The organism is Micromonospora sp. NPDC047793 (assembly GCF_040642635.1).
Lineage (GTDB): Bacteria > Actinomycetota > Actinomycetes > Mycobacteriales > Micromonosporaceae > Micromonospora.
This window is the reverse complement of the sequence record NZ_JBEYSG010000003.1, coordinates 229903-247847: the sequence shown is the minus strand read 5'-3', so window position 1 is coordinate 247847 and position 17945 is coordinate 229903. Positions and strand designations below refer to the sequence as shown.

Here is a 17945-nt window from a genome sequence, read left to right as displayed (position 1 = left end):
GTACACGGTGGTGCGACTATGACACGCTCGGTCACGCTCCCGATACCGCCGAGTGGAGGTGGATGTCGTGTCAGGCCTGGAAGTCGCTGCGATCACGCTGGGCACCGCAGTTGCTAAGACCGTATGCGAGGTATGGCTCGGCGACCACAAGATCGTTACCGGAGCTGCCACTGGCGTCATCGATCTCGCAGGACATCGGCTGGCGAGCGCCCGAGAGAAACGGCGGTTCCGGCGGATCTGGGAACAGACGGCCGAGCTGATTGCTGACCGGGTCGAGCCGCTTATTCGGCACGAGTTCAGAGACGTTCAGGAAAACGAAGCCCTCGCCGCCGTTGACGCGGTACGGCTGACATTCACAACCGCCGCGTTGACCGACGCCGACCTGTTCGCTCAGGATCTCGATGCCGGGTATTTGGACCGGCACCTGCGCAGCCAAGACCTCGGCCGCGCCCAGCGTTCGGGCCTCTCCGAGGCCGCAACATCGCTCTACGACTTGCTGTTAAGGGAATGTAGTGCGTACACGATCGAAACGGTCCGGACCCTGCCCGCGGCTGCGGGCGGCGCAGCGTTGGCTGAGCTGCTACGTCGGGAACGGCAGATCCTCGATGAACTACGCATCGTGCTGGAGAGGCTGCCTACACGTCGGGGTATCGTCGATTTTGAGCGGGACTACCGGCAGCTTGTCGCCAATCGCCTGGACAACATCGAGTTCTTCGGCGCCACCCTAGCGGAGTCCAGCCGACGCTATCCCTTGTCGGTGGCGTACCTCAGCCTGACTGTTTCCGGCGAGTTCAGCCTGCGACGTGCGGACGAACCAGTCATTCAGCCCGCCGACCAACAGCCTAGAGGCGCCAGTTCAGCTCGCATCGACGAGATACTTGCGGTCACCCGACGACTGTTCGTCCGCGGACATGCGGGACTAGGCAAGACGACCCTGTTGCAATGGATCGCGGTGAACAGTGCGCGCAGGACGTTCGGCGCGCACTTACGGGACTGGAACGACACCGTGCCGTTCTTCGTGGCGCTGCGCCGGCACACGGATGGGAACCTGCCAGCACCGGAGAACTTTCTCACTGAGATCGGCAGACACATCTCGGCCGAGATGCCCGCCGGCTGGGTGCACGAGCAAATGCGATCTGGTCGCGCCATCCTGCTGATCGACGGGGTCGATGAACTGACCGCGGATCGTCGTGACGACGCCCGACACTGGTTGCGAGAGCTCGTAGCCACTTTTCCCAATGTCCGCTTCATCATCACCTCACGACCAGCAGCCGCGCCGGTCGAGTGGCTCGGACGAGAGGACTTCGATGTCGCCGAGCTTGAACCGATGAGCCGCACTGACGTACCAGTCTTTATCAGTCGATGGCACGACGCGATACGCGAGCAGTCCGCACAGCAGGCCGATCTCGACGAGCTCGTGGAGTATGAACAACGCTTGGTCCGATCCCTCTCCGAGCACCGCCACCTTCGGCAGCTTGCACCATATCCGCTGCTGTGCGCTTTGCTCTGCGCGCTTCACCGCGACCGCCGTGGGCAGCTGCCAAGCAGCCGAATGGAGCTCTACGAGGTCGCATTGCAGATGCTGCTGGAGCGACGCGACAGCGAACGCCGCGTAAGCGGCCTCGAAACGCTGAGCCGCACGGATAAAACACTACTACTGCGCGACATCGCCTACTGGTTGGTCCGCAATGGATGGTCCGCTGTACCCGCAGACCGGGTGCGCGCCCGGATCGCAGCAAAACTGCAGTCAATGGCGCAGATCAGTGCTTCAGCCAACGAGGTGTACCAGCTGCTGCTAGAGCGCAGTGGGTTGATCCGAGAAGCCGTCGAAGGTGAGACCGACTTCGTGCACCGCACGTTCCAGGAGTACCTGGCGGCTGCCGAAGCCGTCGCCACCGATGACATCGGCGCCCTTGTGGTCAACGCCTACACAGACTTCTGGAGCGAGGTCATTGTGATGGCTGCGGGCCATGCTTCTGTCTCACAACGCACCGAACTACTCCATGGCCTACTCATCCGGAGCGGCCAGGATCTACCGCCAGCCACACGGGACGCGCTGCGCCTGCTCGCCATAGCCTGCCTGGAGACCTCACCGGAGGTCCCCCCAGCACTTCGCCAGGAGGTCCACAAGGCCACCGCCAAGCTGCTGCCACCCAACACCATGACCACGGCCAGGCTCCTAGCCCGTGCCGGCGCCTTCACCTTGGATCTGCTTGCCCAATCCGAACCGCGAACTGCCAACGAGGCCACAGCGACCATCCGAGCCGCTGCCGAGATCGCCGACCCAGCCGGGCTCGCCCTCCTCGCGCGCTTCGGGCGTGACCGCCGCCGGTCCGTCCAGCGAGAGCTACTCCGCGCCTGGCGTCGCTTCGACCCAGATGAATACGCCCAAAAGGTGCTAGCCGACCTTCCTTTCGATAACGGCCGCCTCGAAGTCGACGACCCTAACCTCACCTCCGCCCTGCCCAGACTGGCCAACCTCACCTCGCTCTACTGCACCTATTCGCGGAGCTTCGCCGGGCTCGCATTCCTGACCGCTCTGCCTCGACTGATTCACCTCGACACTCAAGACGGCACCATCGCGGACCTGAGCCCGTTGGCCGGCACCAACCTGCAAACTTTTGACATCTACGGCTGGCGCGCCCCCGAGGATCCGCCACGCGACCTAACACCGCTATCCGACGCGATTGCGCTAGAAGAGCTCGCCCTATGGAGCGGGCAAGTCAGCAATACCGCAGCCCTCACAAGGTGCCCTCGTCTCCGAAAACTCCGACTCGAACACCTCGGCACGCTCGACGCCCTGAACGATCTGACGCCCCTAACAGATCTTGAACTTCTGGGGGTCGGGCACGTTCAGGACCTGAATGACCTCAGCCCGCTCGCCTTTCTCCGCGCCCCGAAGGCACTTGGCATCACCTCGTGCCCTGTAGCCGAGAAGCTCCACCAACTCGAACGATGGGCGGAAAGCCTAACCCACCTCAACCTGCGCGGCTTTGACGAACTCGACCTCGCCCAACTCGCCGGCCTGACGCACCTCGAGTTCCTCGACGTACAGAGCTCGAAGGTCCACAACCTCTCGGCGCTAGCACAACTCACCAACCTGAAGATCCTGTGGTTCAGCGCCGACACGACCGGGCTCAACGCGCTCCGCGAGATCCGCTCTCTCCAATACGCCCTCATGTCCGGCCCAGAGCCTCCCAACGGCATCGACCTGTCGCAGTTGGCGGACATGACCCACCTGACGGTAGCCGTCCCCCGTACGGCCAGAGTCCACACTCCAAAGTACGGAGGCCCGCGGGTCCGAAAGAACCGCTACTGAAACACCCCGCGCCGTTGAGGGGCTCAACGGTCAGCCGCTCGCATTCACCGCCTTCAGATACAGCTCGTTGTCAGTTGCCCCTCCGGGCCGGTCTACTCGTCCAGCCGCCAGGGGGCGCGGCGGTCGAACAACGCCCACTCTTCTTGGACACGAGGCCACCCCGGCTTTCGCGGGTCAGAGACGGCCAAGGGCCGGACCTCGAAGGCCCGCCCTTGATCAAATACAAACCGCTGACGCGGTTCGCGCACTGCTACCGATGGTGGGCGATACTGGGATCGAAGCAGTGACCTCTCCGGTGTGAACCGTCACCGCCTCGGACCCGATCGCCGCGGTTCAGCGGTTCTGGCTGGTTACCTCGACGGTGTCGAGGTTCGGTGCCAGGGCCCGAGCCACCTCCTCGGCGGCCGACCGGTCCTCGGGCCGTGTCAGGACGATGTTGACCCGGTCGACCCGCAGGGTTGCCCGGACCATCGGATACCTGCCGACGACCGCCCGGAACGCGGCGATCGCCTCCACCGGGACCGCCCCGTCCGCACCGGTCTCCACGGAGACGGCCGGCTCGACGGTGCGGTCGGTGGAGATCAGCACCGTCGTGACGCCGGTCAGCGTGCCGTGTCGGCCGCCGCCGGTGGTCAGGTCGTCGAAGAGTTCCATCGCGCCGACCACGTCGGGCGCGGTGCCGACGATGCGCCACCGGTCGACGTCGGCCCGGGACGGCTTCGAGATGTGGGCCGACGTCACCTGCGAGTCGGTGCTCATCGACCGCCACAACGACACCACCTCGTCGTTGCGGGCGCTGTCCGGGACCACGGTGAAGGTGATGTCGGCGGCGGCGATCTTGCCCGTGACGTCGTCGCGGCCGGCGACGTACTGCCGCAGCTCGCCCGCCAGCTCGCCGACCCGGTCGGCCGAGGTGCCCTCCGCGACGGTCAGCGTGCCGGTCGTCGAGCCGAAGAAGGGCAGGGTGTTCTCCTCGGTGGCGTGGACGCTCGCCACGTCGGGCGTGCCGGCCCAGTCGGCCTCGAAGTCGGCGGCCAGGGCGCTGCCCTTGTTGACGGCGCAACCGGACAACACGGTCAGACCGAGCATGAACACGAGGCCGGTCCGGAGTCTGCGCTCAGCCATGCGCGGTCACCCGGACCGACGGCACGGCAGAAAGACGATCACGATTCACGCCTCCTTCCTAGCACGTGCCGTCGAACCCATCATGGTGCTGACCTGCCGAACCTCTCCCCTGGGCGGTCAGGAGAGGGCCCGGACCGCCCCGTGCTCGCCGTCGGTGCGGCCGGTGTCGCGGGCGAAACGCAGTAGCGCGGTGAGGGCCAGCGCCGCCGTGACCGCGCCGCCGACGAGGCGTACCCGGTGCCCGGCGACGAACTCGGCGGCGACCTGACGCAGGTACTCCGGCGAGTGGGTGCCCACCGGGTCCACGAACATGATCTCGTTGCGCGGCCAGAAGAAGACCGCCGAGAAGAGGAACTCGCAGACCACGAAGACCGCCGTCGCGGACGCCACCCACCAGCGCAGCCGCCGGTCACGCCAGGTGAGCACCGTGGCGGCGAGACTGCCGAGGATCACCGAGGCGCCCAGCGGCGGGAAGTAGTCGCTCGGGCCGCTGGCCACCAGGAACTCGCGGGCGCGCAGCAGCGACGCCGGAGCGTCGTCGAAGATGTTCGGATAGAGCATGACCGTCTCGGCGGCGACACCGCCGAAGGACATCATCGCCGCCCACACGAGCGCGACGAGCACGATCCAGGTCAGTCGGGTACGGGTCACGACGGGCACCTCCTGGTGCAACGGCACCCGGGCCGGGCGCGCTGACGTCGTCTCCCATGCTGGGTCCGGCGGCCCGCACCGTCTGCCGCCCGCAGGCGCGGTCCGGTTCGCCCGTCGGCGTACCCGGTGCGGTGTTCCCGACGCGCGTCGGCGACGGTCCACGTCGACGCGCGCACGACGTCGCCCCGTCGGCGCGGGGGCGACCCGCACCGACGAGGCGTCACCGGAGGCGGCCTACCGGGTGATGGTGACCGTCGCCTTGCGGTAGTTGTTGCGCTTGTCGTTCTTCGTCGGGTCGTAGCCCTTCTCGACGTTGCCCGCCGTGTCGACCGAGAACCAGTGGAACGTGGTCGTCTCGGTCACGCGGAACACCTGACCCGGCTCCCGGAACTCGGTCGCCTGGTAGCGCGGCGACTCCAGGGTGGGACGGCTGCCGTCGGTCGTGTAGTAGATGGTGGCCGGTTCGCTGGTCTCGAACCGGACGTCCACCGGGCCCGCGTACCGGCCGCCGCCGGGCACGAGCGTGGACGTCGGCTTCTTCTTGTCCTTGCCCCACTCCGCCGCGATCCGGAACATCTCCATGATGCCGTTGGCGTACTCCATCGTCTCGGCGTGCCCGCTGACCAGCTCGGGGTTGCCCACCCACGGCGGCTGGAACGAGCCGCCCTGCCAGTTGCCGGTGGCCGGGTTGTAGATCGAGCCGCCGACCTCCCAGCCGAACGAGTAGATGCCGTACGTGTGGTACAGGTCCTCGCGGACGTTGCCCGCCGAGGAGTAGAGGACGTCCGAGGAACCGCCGACGTTCTGCGGCGTCACCACGGTCTGCCGGTGCGCCTTGACCTGGGACAGGATCCGCGCCGCCGACTGCCAGTAGAACGCCTCGTCACCGAGCGGCGGCCGGGGCGTGGTGATCCGCCCGTCGGCGATGTACGCGCCGGGCTGCCAGAACAACTGGCCGCCGTTGGAGTGCACGGACATCATGAACTTGATGTTCGAGTACGTCTCGACGAGCCAGACGACGTTCTTCGACTCGGGCTCGGACAGCTTCTCCGGCCCCTGGAACGTGTCGCTGACGCAACTGGTCGAGCCGCCCGCGTACCCGTCGTGGCCGGAGCCGACCCGGTAGTTGCGGTTCAGGTCCACGCCCCAGGCGTTGCGGCGGGCCGGGTCGGCGTTGTCGTCCGCGCAGTGGTTGGTCATGTTGCGGCGCTGCGAGGCGAAGTTGTAGAAGCTGTAGTTCGCGCCGTCCGGGTTGTTGGAGAGGATCAGGAAGACGTCGGTGTTGTCGACGATCTTCTTGGTCTCCTTGTCGGTGCGGTAGTTGTGCACCAGCCGTTCGGCCGTCTCCAGCGTGGTCGTCGGCGGCACCCACTCACGGGCGTGGTCCTGCGCCTGGATCAACACGCCCGGGTTGCGGCCGTCGCGGTGCTTGCCGATCCGCAGCACCGGGATGGTGGCGGGGCCGCGCGGCACCTCACCCTCCGGCGCGCCGACCCGCTTCTGGTCGAGGAAGTCGGTCAGCGCCACCGGGCCGGTGGTCGGCGCCACGACGCCGGTGCCGGCATTGCTGCGGTACGGGTGCGCCCGGTCGATCAGCCCCTGCGACCGGGTACGCAACGCCTGCGCCACCTCGGCGGCCGTGCTCGCCGCCGCACCGGTGGCGTCCGTGCCCAGCAGGACGCGGACCGCCGAGCCGGTCACCTCGACGGTGAGCGGCAGGTTCTCCCCCGGCGCAAGCGCGAACTCGACGGTGACGTCGTTGCCGCCCTCGTGCCCCCACGCCGCCGAGCTGACCACGACCGCCGACTGTCCGGTCCCGCCGATCGTCGCCTGCGCCTTACGCTGGTAGCCGTTCGTGCGGTGCGGCAGATGGACGATCTCGGCGATCTGCGGGAACTCGCGGGCGATCTCCTCGGCTCGGGCGAAGAGCTGCTGCGGGTGCCGGTAGCCGTCGACGAAGTCCGACCGGTAGCCGGGGTTCGACGTCAGCGGCGGGGCACCGTTCTCCAACCAGTCCGAGACCGGGCCGGTGACCACACCGCCGGTCGAACTGGTGACCCGGATCCGGTCCGGGCGGGTGTCGAGTTTGAACAGGTTCCGGTGGAACATGTACTGCCCGGAGTCGACGAACCGGCTCATCGTCCGGGCGAAGCCGAACTCGGTGCCCTCGCCCGAGTCGTTCTCCACCTGCATCCCGACGATCGGCGTGGTCTGGCTGCCCTCCGTGGTGCGCGCCTCGACGTACAGGAAACCCTGGCCCTTGGTGGTGAACCAGTCGGCGCGGGCGATCCGGACCGTGCCGTCGGGCCCGGCCGCCGTCAGGGTGCGGGCCGCGACGCCCGGCAGGCCCCCGTCGGCCTCGTCGCTCCACTCGAAGCCCTCGTCGTCGGCGAGGATCCGGACACCCATCGCCTCCAGCGCGGTGCGCTCCTCGGCGGTCGCCGCCACCTCGCCCTCGATGCCGTCCGGCACCCGGGTCAGACCGTGCTCGATGTCGAACCCGGCGGCGGCCACCCGGTCCAGCATGTCGGCGCCGGTCATCTGGACCCGGACGTGGCCGACGTGGTCGGGTTCGTCGAGATGGGTGTCGGCCGGACCACCCGTGCCGGCGGGCACCGCGCCCACCGGCACGGGTGATGCCGCCGCCATGAGTACTCCGCCCACCAGGGCGGGCAGCGCGAAGAGCGCGAGGCGCAGTCGTGTGCGTCGCATCTCCCCTCCTCCTGCTTGTGGCGTGTCACGCACGTCCATCGGTTGCCGTCAAACTAGTCGCGGCGACGGAGGTCGATAGATCTTGAGCTGCCCGGTTGAGGAAACCTTGAGGATTCCCAGGACCGACGAGGGTGTGGTGTGATCTCCAGGCATGAGGGTCAGGGTCGTCGGTGCGGGCGTGGTGGGCCTGACCTGCGCCCTGCGCCTGGCGCAGGACGGACACCGGGTCGACGTGGTCGCCGCCGGGACGGGTGAGCAGACCACCTCGTCGGTCGCCGCCGCGCTCTGGTACCCCTACCGGGCCCATCCCCGGGCCCGGGTGACCGGCTGGTCGGCCACCACCTACCGGGTGCTGTGCGGGCTGGCCGACGACCCGGCGACCGGCGTCCGGCTGCGCCGGGGCCGGGAACTGTTCCGCCGGCCCACCGCCGAGCCGTGGTGGCGGGCCGCGGTGCCCGCGCTGGACCGGGTACGCGGCGACCGGCTGCCGCCCGGCTACGTCGACGGGTACGAGCTGACCGTGCCGGTGGTGGACATGGCACGACACCTGCCCTGGCTACGGGACCGGTCGGTGCGCGCGGGCGTCGAGATCCGACCCGGACGGGTTCCCGCCCTCGCCGACGCCTTCACCGACGGCGTGCACGCGGTGGTGAACTGCACCGGCCTGGACGCACGCGAGTTGACCGGCGACACCTCCCTGACCCCGGTACGCGGACAGGTCGTCGTGGTCAGCCAGGTCGGCCTGGACGAGTGGCTGCTCGACCAGACCGATCCCGGGCACCTGCGGTACGTCGTGCCCCGGACGGACACGGTGCTGCTCGGCGGCACCGCCGAGGAGGGCGACGAGGAACGGCACGCCCGCCCGGAGACGGCGGAGGCGATCGTGGCCCGCTGCACGGCGCTCGTTCCCGCACTCGGCGCGGCCCGCGTCCTCGCGCACCGGGTGGGGTTGCGTCCCGCCCGACCGAGCGTCCGGCTGGAGACCGAACGGACCGCGCCCGGCCCGGTGGTGCACTGCTACGGCCACGGCGGCGCCGGGGTGACCCTCTCCTACGGTTGCGCCGCCGAGGTCGCCGAGCTGGTGGCGGCGCTCGACTGAGCGGCTCAGCGCGACAGGTGCCGGGCGAGTTCGGTGCGGTTACGGACGCCGAGCTTGCGATAGATGTTGCCGAGGTGGAACTCGATCGTCTTGGCCGACACCGCCAGCAGCCGGGCCGCCTCCAGGTTGCTGAGTCCGTCGGCGACGGCACCGGCCACCCTGGTCTCCATGGCGGTCAGCCGGACCTGCGTGCCGGCGTCGGCCGGTCGGCCGCGCCGGGTCGACGGCACCTGCGCCACGGACCACGGCGTACCGACCGGGACGTCGGTGACGGCGTCCAGGTCCACGGTGACCCGGGCGAGCAGACCCGCCGCGCCGGTCGCCGCGTACTCGCTGCTGGCCAGTTCGAGCAGCCGGATCGCGTCGACCCGCCGGCCGAGGCGCGCGTGCTGGGCGCCGAGCAGCCAGGCCAGCCGGGCCCGGGAGAGCCGCTCCACCGGCCGGTTGAGCCCGGCGAGCGCCTGTTCCAGCCAGGCCATCGCGGCCGGGTCGACCGGGTCGGCGATCCAGGCCCGCCAGGACGGCAGGGCGGGCGCACCCGGCCAGTCCAGCGGCGGATCCGCGATGGTGGCGAGGACGGCGTGCGCGGCCTCGGCGTCCCCGCCGAGCGCGTGGTGGGTGGCGAGTTCCCACCGGTGTTCGAAGACCAGCCCGGAGTTGCTGCCGACCGCCGAGTCGACCAACCGCCCCACGACCCCGACCCACGCCTCGACGTCGCCCGCCGCCAGGTGCAGCGCGGCGGCGCACTCGGCGATGTGGAACCCGACCCAGGCCGACCCCGAGCGGGCCGCCAGCAGCCGCGCCTCGTCCAGACAACGCCGCGCCTGCGTCAGGTCGCCGCAGAGCGCCTCGCACTTGGCCAGCCACGACACGATCTCGGCCTGGAGGTCGAGCCGCCCGGCCTCGACCGCGTACGCCTGGGCGCGACGCAGCGTCGCCCGGCCGCGCAGCAGGTCACCGGACCACGCGTCGCCCATCCCGAGCATGGTGGTGAACCGGGCCCGCCGGGCCGGGTCGGTCTCCTCCTCGCCGGACACCCACCGCTCGACGAGGGCGGCGAACCTGGGGCGCACCTGGTCGGGTCGCAGCGCGCTCAACGTGGCGATCATCGCGCACTCCACGTGCAGCGGATCGTCGTGCAGCCCGGCGCTGGCGAAGAGGCGCAACGCGTCGTCGGTCTCCCGGGGAGCGACCCGCCGCCCGGTCCGGGCACCCACCGCGCAGCCGACCGCGTGGTGCAGGAACTCGACCTCGGGACGTGGCGGGAGGGTCCGTAGCCGTGCCAACCGCCGGACGATCGGCGGCAGGACGGTCGGGTCGGCGGTCCGGGACACCGCGACGAACGCCTCCGCCACCAGCCGGGCGGCGGCCACCGGATCGGCGGCCCGGTCGGCGGCGGCCAGCAGTCGGTCGGCGTCCTCCGGCCGGTGGCCACACTGGTCGATCTCCACGTCCGTCACCTTCGTCGTACCAGCGCAGCAGCCACACCCTAGCTGGGGATCCTCCCAGGGTGCCGCGACCCGGCGACTGATTGCCGACTCAGCGGTCGGAGAGCGCCCGGACGGGTGCGACGGTACCGCTCATGATCCTTCGTAACCGCAGGCGAGTGGCGATGGTCGTCGCCCCGCTGCTCGCCATACCGCTGGCGTTGACCGCCGGCAGCACCGCCGCCTCCGCCGACAAGCCGCCGCGCAAGAAGCTGTCGTACGCCCGGGTCTGCGACCCGACCGGCTGCTACCTGTCCTGGCGGGTGGTCGACAGCGACAAGGACGGCTTCAGCGACGCCGACGAGGTGGCGGCGGGCACCGACCCGTGGGACCCGGCCAGCCGACCCAGCCTCGAGGTGGCCGTGGAACTGGCCTCGGTGAACAAGCTGCCGTCGTTCGTCTACGGGCGGGGCAGCTTCATCGCCTTCCCCGAAGACCTGCTCGCGCTCCGGGAGACCACCACCAACCTGCCGACCCTGGGGGTCTTCGCCCTTCCGGTGCGCAAGGACACCTACAGCCGGCTCGGCATCGACCTCAAGCAGTTCGACGAGCTCAAGCTCTCGGTGCAGCGCGACGGCGTCGCGATCGGCCGGGGCACCCGCTCGCAGGCCGTCGGCGAGCCGGGCAACCCGCTGATCACGCCCTTCGAATCGATGTTCGTCGAGTACGAGCCGGGCGAGACGACGCACAGCCCGGCCGCGTACGGCGGGGTCGTGAAGACCGAGAAGCCGTGGTTCGGCGACTCCGACTACCGGCTGCACTACGCCGACGGGTCGCGCGACGAGGTCGACCTGGTGCCGGGCGGGTCGGTGCGGGAACACGTCAACGCCGACGGGTCCAAGGGCAACACCGTCTTCACCCAGTACGAGGAGCGCGGCGAGCCCGGCGACCTCTACACCGAGCAGACCGTCATGGTCTTCGACCCGCACGGTCGCCTGATCAGTGAGACCACCACCAAGAGCCACATGAAGAACGGCCAGTCGGACACCCACTCGGAGACGACCGTGCACGTCTACGACGAGCTCGCGAACAAGATGGGCACGATCCGGGTGGAGAGCGTCACCTTCAACAGCTCGACCCACAGTTCCGGCAACCAGACCGTCACGACCTGCGACAACAGCGGGAGCTGCGACGACGGCATCAACACCCACTACGACTCCGACGACGACAACTCCGGCGGCGAGCACGGCGACGACGGGGGTGACGACGGCAGCGGCCACGGCGACACGGAGGGTGACCACGGGTACGTCAACCCCGACTACTCCGGCGACGTGGTCTCCGTGCTGGCCGGTGCCGACGGCATCACCCGCTTCCTCGGCGCGAACATCACGCCGGTCCGGAACTGGACGCCGCCGTACGCCAACGGCACCATCCCGGAGAACAAGCTGAGCGGGATCATCTACGTCGACGACACCGCCAACGCGTACAACACGGTCTTCTCGGAGCCCCGGATCAGCGGGGCGCAGCCGGAGCACGTACCCGGCCTCTCCCAGCCCTGGATCGGTGCCCCGCCGCCGAACCCGGACGGTTGCAACGGCCTCTGCTGAGCCACTGGCCGGGCGTCGTCGACCCGACGGCGCCCGGCCTGCTCATGCTCCCCCTCCGCATCGGCATCGCTGGTGGGCCGTGCGGACGAAAGATCTTCGCTCCGGTGGCCCGGCTTGATCGTTACGCCTATCGTCGGGCCCGGCCAGGGATCCGACGAGGCGAGGAGCACCATGACCAGCCCGGTACTCTCCGTGACGAAACCGTCCACCCGACCGGGCACCGGTGTCCGCGTCGGCATCGGGCTCGTGCTGCTGCTACCCGCCTTCCTCGCCCTGCTCTGGTCCTATCTGCTGCCCACCGGGTTGGCGATCGCGCGGTCGACGACCCGGGACAACCTGCTCGGTCCGGCGACCGACGTCGGCACCGAGCACTATCGACAGCGCTTCGAGCAGGGCGTGGTCGGCGAGTACCGGATGGCGCTGCTGTTGACGATCGTGCCGCTCGTGCTGGCTCTGCTGGTCGCCCCGCTGCTGGCCCTGCTCGCCGACCGGGCCGGTCGCGGGCCCCGGCTCGCGGCCCGCGCCCTGCTGGCCGTGCCGGTCGCCGGGTACGCCCCGGTGGCGCTGCTGCTCGGCTGGCGTCTCGACCGCGTCGAGCCCCGAGCGGCCGTGGAAAGCCCGTACGCGACGCTCGTGGAACTGACCGCCGTCGGCAGCGCCGGGCTGGTCGTCGCCGTCGCCACCACCGCCTTCCTCGCCACGCTACGCGGCCGTCGCCGCCCGGCCGACGCGCTGCCCGCGATGGCGACCGTGGCCGGTCTGCTGGTGCTCGGGATCGTCGCGGCCACGTTGCAGAGCTTCGTGGCACCGCTGCTGGCCGCCAGCAACCGCGCCCAGTTCCCGCTGACGACCATCGTGGTGCAGTCCCTGGCCCGGATGGACGTCGGCCGTGGTTCCGCCGACGCGGTGCTGCTGCTCGCCGTCCTGGCCGTGTTGGGCCTGGCCGCGACGGCGCTGCTGCTGGTCACCCGCGCCCGGATCGAACTCGCCGACGCCCCGACCGGCGATCCCGCCACGGCCGCGCCGGCCTCGACCACCACCCCGACCTGGCCCGCGTCCAGCGCCGTCACCACGCCGCCGGGCGTTCCGACGAGCGGAAGCAGCGCCCCGACGACCGGGGGCAGCGGCCCGGCCCGGATCGGGCTGGCCGTGGCGGGCGTGGTCGCCGTCGGCCTGATGCTCTGGGTGGCGTGGCCCTGGCTGAGTCGCAGCTTCCGGTTCACCAACGACCTCGGACCGGTGCCGGGCGCCGGTCTGTCCGACATGCTCATCTGGACCTGGCTGCCGACCCTGGTCGCGACGCTGGTCACGATCACCGTCGCGGTGGCCGGCGGCTTCGCCATCGGCGGGCTGCGCCCGCTGGGCCGGTTCAGCGAACTGCTCCTGCTGCCGTTCGCGCCGTGGCTCTTCGTCGGCACCGGGCCGCTCGCCGTCGAGTCCTACCTGCGTACCCGTGACTTCGACCAGGTCAACACCTTCCTGGGGGTGATCCCGCCCGGCTGGGTCAGCATCCCCGCGCTGTTCCTGTTCACGCTGCTGTTCCGGGGGTTGGAGCCCCGGTGGCGGGCGGGTGGCGGGTTCGGCCGCACCATGCTCGCCCCGGCCGTACCGATGGTGCTGCTGGCCGGTCTGGTGACCTGGCTGGTCAGCTCCGGGCAACTGCTGTGGCCGTGGATCGTGGCACAGACCCCGAGCACCCGGACCGCCCCGGTCGAGGCGCTGGCGCAGGGCACCACCGGCCGGATTCCCGCCGACGAACTGGCCCTCGGCGCGCTGCTCCCGCTGCCGATGCTGCTGCTGTTCCTGGTCGCGTTGGTCGCGCTCCAGGTGCGCTACCTGGACCGGCTGGCGATCCGGGTCGGTCGTGCGCCGGAGCACGCGGAGCACCCCTGACCGACCCCGGCACCCGACGGCCGGTGTGGCCGGCACGGCAGACCGTGCCGGCCACGTCGACGGGTCAGCTCGTGTACGCCTCCAGCTCGTAGAGCGAGTGGCCCCAGCCGGTGCCCCGGGCGGTGGCGTGGATCCGCAGGTACCGGCCGTTGGCGCCGAGTCCGGAGTGCTCGTCCACTCCGCCGTCGGCACCGGTCACCGTGCGCACGGTGGTCCAGGTGGTGCCGTCGGTCGAGGTCTGGATGGTGTACGCGCTGCTGTAGGCCGCCTCCCAGGTCAGCTTCACCCGGCCGATCGCGGTCGGGGCGCCCAGGTCGACCCGGATCCACTGCGGATCCGAGAACGCCGAGGACCATCGGGTGGTCAGGTCACCGTCGACCGCCTGGGCGCCGGTCATGCCGGCCCCCTCGTCGCTGGAGGTCGTCGTCGGCTTGTTCCGCAGCAGGTTGCCGCCGGACGGGCCGCCGCTGCTGCTGCCGTACACCTCGAACTCGAACAGTGAGTAGCCCCAGCCGGTGCCGCGCGCGGTGCCGGTGATCCGGACGTACCGGCCGGTGCCGGTCAGGCCGGTCAGGTCGTCCACCCCGCCGTCGCCGCCGGTGACGGTGCGGACGGTGGTGAAGGTGACGCCGTCCGGTGAGGTCTGGATCTGGTAGCCGCTGCCGTACGCCGCCTCCCAGGTCAGCTTCACCCGGTCGACCGCGTACGTGGCGCCCAGGTCCACGTCGATCCACTGCGGATCGCTGAACGCGCTGCTCCACCGGGTCCCGGCGTCGCCGTCGACGGCGTTGGCCGCGACGTAGGCCCCTTCGGCACTGGACGCCCGCGCCGGCTTGCCGCGCGCCAGGTTGGTGCCAGGGTCGGGGTCCGGGCCAGGGCCGGGACCACCTCCGGTGCTGGTGGAGAGCGTGAATTCGTCCAGGTCGAACATGCCGCCGCCACCGGAGAAGACCAGGAACAGGGTGCGGGTGCCGGTCGGGGCGGTGACCGTGCCGGTGACCGTGGCGAAGGTGCCGTACCCGCCGGTGGGTGTCACGGTGGTCGAGCCGACCAGCGGCCCGGTCGGCGAGTCGACCCGCAGGTGGAGGGTGCCACCCGCACCGGCCGGCGCGCCGACCCGGGCGCTGAACGACCGGATGCCGGTCAGGTCGTACGGGCGGAACGAGATCCAGTCGTTGTCGTCGATGTAGCCGACCGCCGCACCGCCGTGCGCGCTGCCCGGCCGGGTGATCTGGATGCCGGAGGAGTCCCCGAAGTGCTCGGCCTGACGGGTGCGGGGTTGCAGCACCGCCTGCGTGTGCGTGGTCAACGCCGGCTGCCCGCCTCCGCCACGGTCGGTGTACTCGGCGTCGATGATGCCGAAGATGTTCGCCGCGGTGTCGTGCTCGCCGTCGACCGAGGTCTGGATGACCCCGGTGCAGCCGCGCACGCTGCCGAGTTGGTGGCCGTGCGAGTCGTGGCCGAGGACGTAGTTCACGGTGACCCGGGCGCAGTCGATCGGGCCGTCCTGGGCGTCGGTGACGGTGACCGAGAACGGCACCGCGTCGCCGAAGGCGAAGGTCTGCCCGTTGGTCGGGGTGTTGACGGTGACCACCGGGGCACTGTTGCCGACCGTGACGACCGTGCTGGCGGTGCCGGTCTTGCCGGTACTGTCCCGGACGGTCAGCGTCGGGGTGCGTACCCCGTTGGTGGTGTAGGTGTGGCTCGGGTTCGGGGCGGTGGAGTCGGTGGTGCCGTTGTTGTCGAAGTCCCACGCGTAGCTGAACGGGTCGCCGTCCGGATCGAGTGACCCGGCCGAGGAGAACTGCACGGTCAGCGGGGCGACCCCGCTGGTCGGGGTGGCCGAGACGACGGCTCTCGGTGCGCGGCCGTCGCGGGCGTACTCGATGCGGTACAGCGCCGAGTTGGCGTCGCCGTTGAACCAGCCGGTGCCGTAGTCGAGCACGTAGAGCGCGCCGTCCGGGCCGAACTCCATGTCCATGACCTGGGTGCCGGTCCACGGAAACGGATTGATCTTGAAAGGTTGGCCGGCGGAGTCGAGCGTGATGTTCTTGATCCAGCGTCGACCGAACTCACCGGCGAAGTAGGTCCCGTCGTAGTACTCCGGGAACGCCACGTCGGAGGTGCTCGCCGGGTCGTACCGGTAGACCGGGCCACCCATCGGGGAGAGTCCGCCGCCGGTGAGTTCCGGCGGCGAGCCGGACCCGCCGTACGGCAGCCAGGCCGGAACTGCCGGTGGGAGCTGGGTGATGCCGGTGTTGTTCGGCGAGTTGTTCACCGGCCCGCCCGCGCAGTCGAACTTCGGGCCCGACGGTCCGGACGGGAAGGTGTAGTCGTTGTAGGCGTCGTTGCGGGCGGTGCAGTACGGCCAGCCGTAGAAACCGGGCCGGTCGATCCGGGCGAACTCGACGTTGCCCGCCGGCCCCCGGTTCGGGTCGGCGGTGCCCGCGTCCGGCCCGTAGTCGCCGAGGTAGACGACGCCGGTGGCCCTGTCCACGCTCATCCGGAACGGGTTGCGGAAGCCCATCGCGTAGATCTCCGGGCGGGTCCGCGCGGTGCCCGGAGCGAACATGTTGCCGGCCGGGACGGTGTAGCCGCCGGTCGCGCTCGGCCTGATCCGGAGCACCTTGCCGCGCAGGTCGTTGCTGTTGGCCGAGGTGCGCTGGGCGTCGAAGGCCGGGTTACGGCCGGGTCGCTCGTCGATCGGGGTGAACCCGGCCGAGTCGAACGGGTTGGTGTCGTCACCGGTGGACAGATACAGGTTGCCCGCCGCGTCGAAGGCCATGTCCCCACCGACGTGGCAGCACATGCCCCGGTCGGTGGGTACGTCCAGGACCAGCGTCTCGCTGGCCAGGTTGACGGTGTGGTCGGCGTTCACGGTGAACCGGGACAGCCGGTTGACCCCCGCCCAGCGGGCGAAGTCGGCGGCGGTGCCGGTGGCCGGTGCACCGCCGCCGGGAGTGTCGAGGGGTGGTGCGTAGAAGACGTACACCCAGCGGTTGGTGGTGAAGTTCGGGTCCACCGTAATGCCCTGTAGGCCCTCCTCGTCGCCGGTGTAGACCGGCAGCGTGGCGGCGACCTTGGTGTTGCCGGCCGCGTCGGTGTAGCGGATGACGCCGTTGCGGGAGGTGTGCAGCACTCCCCGGTTCGGCAGCACGGTCAGACTCATCGGCTCGCCGGTCTCGGCCGCGCCCTTGGCCAGCTCCACCTGCTGGAAGTTCGAGTCGACAGTGGCACCGCACTCGGCCTCCGCCGCACCGGCCGCGCCGAGGATGCCGCCGAGCAGGTGCCGGCGGAAGTCCGGCTCGGAGTACGACGCGTCGGTGTGCCCCATCCCGGTGTACCAGGCACGACCGCCGGAGTAGGTGTGGCACCAGGAGATCGGATGGTCGGCACCCATGCTCCCGCCGGTGTAGGTGCTCTCGTCCAGCGTCGCCAGCACGTGCACGTCGCCCCGGGGGTTGGTGCGGTAGTTGTACCACTCGTCCAGCCGGGTCCACCGCTGCGGCAGGTTCGCCGTGGACGGGTGCACCCGGTCGGCGACCTTCACGGAGGCGGTCTGGTCGGCCGGGTGCGAGGCGAAGTACGCGCCGACCAGACCGCCGTACCAGGGCCACTCGTACTCGGTGTCGGCGGCGGCGTGCACGCCCACGTACCCGCCGCCGGCGGTGATGTAGCGCTCGAAGGCGGCCTGCTGGGCGGCGTTGAGCACGTCGCCGGTGGTGGAGAGCCAGATCACCGCGGCGAACCGGCTCAGGTTGGCGTCGGTGAACTGGGCCGCGTCCTCGGTGGTCTCGACGGTGAACCCGTTGGCGGCGCCGAGCTGCTGGACGGCGGTGATGCCCGGGCCGATGGAGCCGTGCCGGAACCCGGCGGTCTTGCTGAACACCAGCACGCTGAACGGCGCGGCGACGGCGGGCGGTGCCGCCGCGACCAGGCCGCCCAGCACGAGCACCGCGCTCAGCGCGGCACCGAGCCAGGCTCTGAGGGATCTGCGCACGATACGTCCTTTCCACGGTGTGGGGAGGGCGTGCGCCGATCACGCCTGGTGAGGTGATGGAGGTGGAAGCCTGCCCCGTCGCGACGCGTCCGGCAGGTCGCCGGTGCCGCGA

At 70.3% G+C, this 17945-nt stretch carries 9 protein-coding genes; 4 read left to right on the top strand and 5 right to left on the bottom strand.

The window, feature by feature from the left end:
- The first annotated feature begins 67 nt into the window (after window positions 1-67).
- The gene (locus tag ABZ738_RS08745) at window positions 68-3319 is read left to right on the top strand and encodes an NACHT domain-containing protein (protein WP_357212004.1); all 3252 of its coding nucleotides are present in this window, start codon (window positions 68-70) and stop codon (window positions 3317-3319) included.
- Between the two features lie 333 nt (window positions 3320-3652).
- On the opposite strand, the gene ABZ738_RS08740 is transcribed toward ABZ738_RS08745, so the two are convergent.
- The 3 genes from ABZ738_RS08740 to ABZ738_RS08730 form a co-directional block, all read right to left on the bottom strand.
- Complete coding sequence (locus tag ABZ738_RS08740) at window positions 3653-4444, bottom strand: hypothetical protein (RefSeq protein ID WP_357212002.1); 792 nt, start codon at window positions 4442-4444, stop codon at window positions 3653-3655.
- Window positions 4445-4561: 117 nt separating this feature from the next.
- Window positions 4562-5095, bottom strand: a complete 534-nt coding sequence (locus ABZ738_RS08735) for a DUF1772 domain-containing protein (RefSeq protein WP_357212000.1) — start codon at window positions 5093-5095, stop codon at window positions 4562-4564.
- Window positions 5096-5329: 234 nt separating this feature from the next.
- Window positions 5330-7807 (bottom strand): M14 family zinc carboxypeptidase, encoded by a 2478-nt coding sequence (locus tag ABZ738_RS08730; RefSeq protein ID WP_357211998.1) that lies wholly within the window; start codon window positions 7805-7807, stop codon window positions 5330-5332.
- Between the two features lie 151 nt (window positions 7808-7958).
- Between ABZ738_RS08730 and ABZ738_RS08725 the strand changes: the two genes are divergently transcribed.
- Window positions 7959-8906, top strand: coding sequence for an FAD-dependent oxidoreductase (locus ABZ738_RS08725; RefSeq protein ID WP_131052599.1), 948 nt, complete (start codon window positions 7959-7961; stop codon window positions 8904-8906).
- Between the two features lie 5 nt (window positions 8907-8911).
- On the opposite strand, the gene ABZ738_RS08720 is transcribed toward ABZ738_RS08725, so the two are convergent.
- Window positions 8912-10357, bottom strand: a complete 1446-nt coding sequence (locus ABZ738_RS08720; protein WP_357211996.1) for a helix-turn-helix transcriptional regulator — start codon at window positions 10355-10357, stop codon at window positions 8912-8914.
- A gap of 131 nt (window positions 10358-10488) precedes the next feature.
- Here ABZ738_RS08720 and ABZ738_RS08715 point away from each other — a divergent pair, with 131 nt between their 5' ends.
- Window positions 10489-11940, top strand: a complete 1452-nt coding sequence (locus ABZ738_RS08715) for a thrombospondin type 3 repeat-containing protein (protein WP_357211994.1) — start codon at window positions 10489-10491, stop codon at window positions 11938-11940.
- A 171-nt stretch (window positions 11941-12111) separates the two neighbouring features.
- Window positions 12112-13833, top strand: a complete 1722-nt coding sequence (locus tag ABZ738_RS08710) for a sugar ABC transporter permease (protein WP_357211993.1) — start codon at window positions 12112-12114, stop codon at window positions 13831-13833.
- A gap of 64 nt (window positions 13834-13897) precedes the next feature.
- Here ABZ738_RS08710 and ABZ738_RS08705 read toward each other — a convergent pair whose 3' ends face one another.
- Window positions 13898-17833: a ThuA domain-containing protein gene (locus ABZ738_RS08705; RefSeq protein ID WP_357211991.1), complete on the bottom strand. Its 3936-nt coding sequence runs from the start codon at window positions 17831-17833 to the stop codon at window positions 13898-13900.
- Window positions 17834-17945 lie beyond the last annotated feature (112 nt).

What these genes read in the sequence shown, in the direction of transcription:
- ABZ738_RS08740 (WP_357212002.1), bottom strand. Translation starts at nt 4,444, where the DNA reads ATGGCTGAGCGCAGACTCCGGACCGGCCTCGTGTTCATGCTCGGTCTG.
- ABZ738_RS08730 (WP_357211998.1), bottom strand. Translation starts at nt 7,807, where the DNA reads ATGCGACGCACACGACTGCGCCTCGCGCTCTTCGCGCTGCCCGCCCTG.
- ABZ738_RS08725 (WP_131052599.1), top strand. Translation starts at nt 7,959, where the DNA reads ATGAGGGTCAGGGTCGTCGGTGCGGGCGTGGTGGGCCTGACCTGCGCC.
- ABZ738_RS08715 (WP_357211994.1), top strand. Translation starts at nt 10,489, where the DNA reads ATGATCCTTCGTAACCGCAGGCGAGTGGCGATGGTCGTCGCCCCGCTG.
- ABZ738_RS08710 (WP_357211993.1), top strand. Translation starts at nt 12,112, where the DNA reads ATGACCAGCCCGGTACTCTCCGTGACGAAACCGTCCACCCGACCGGGC.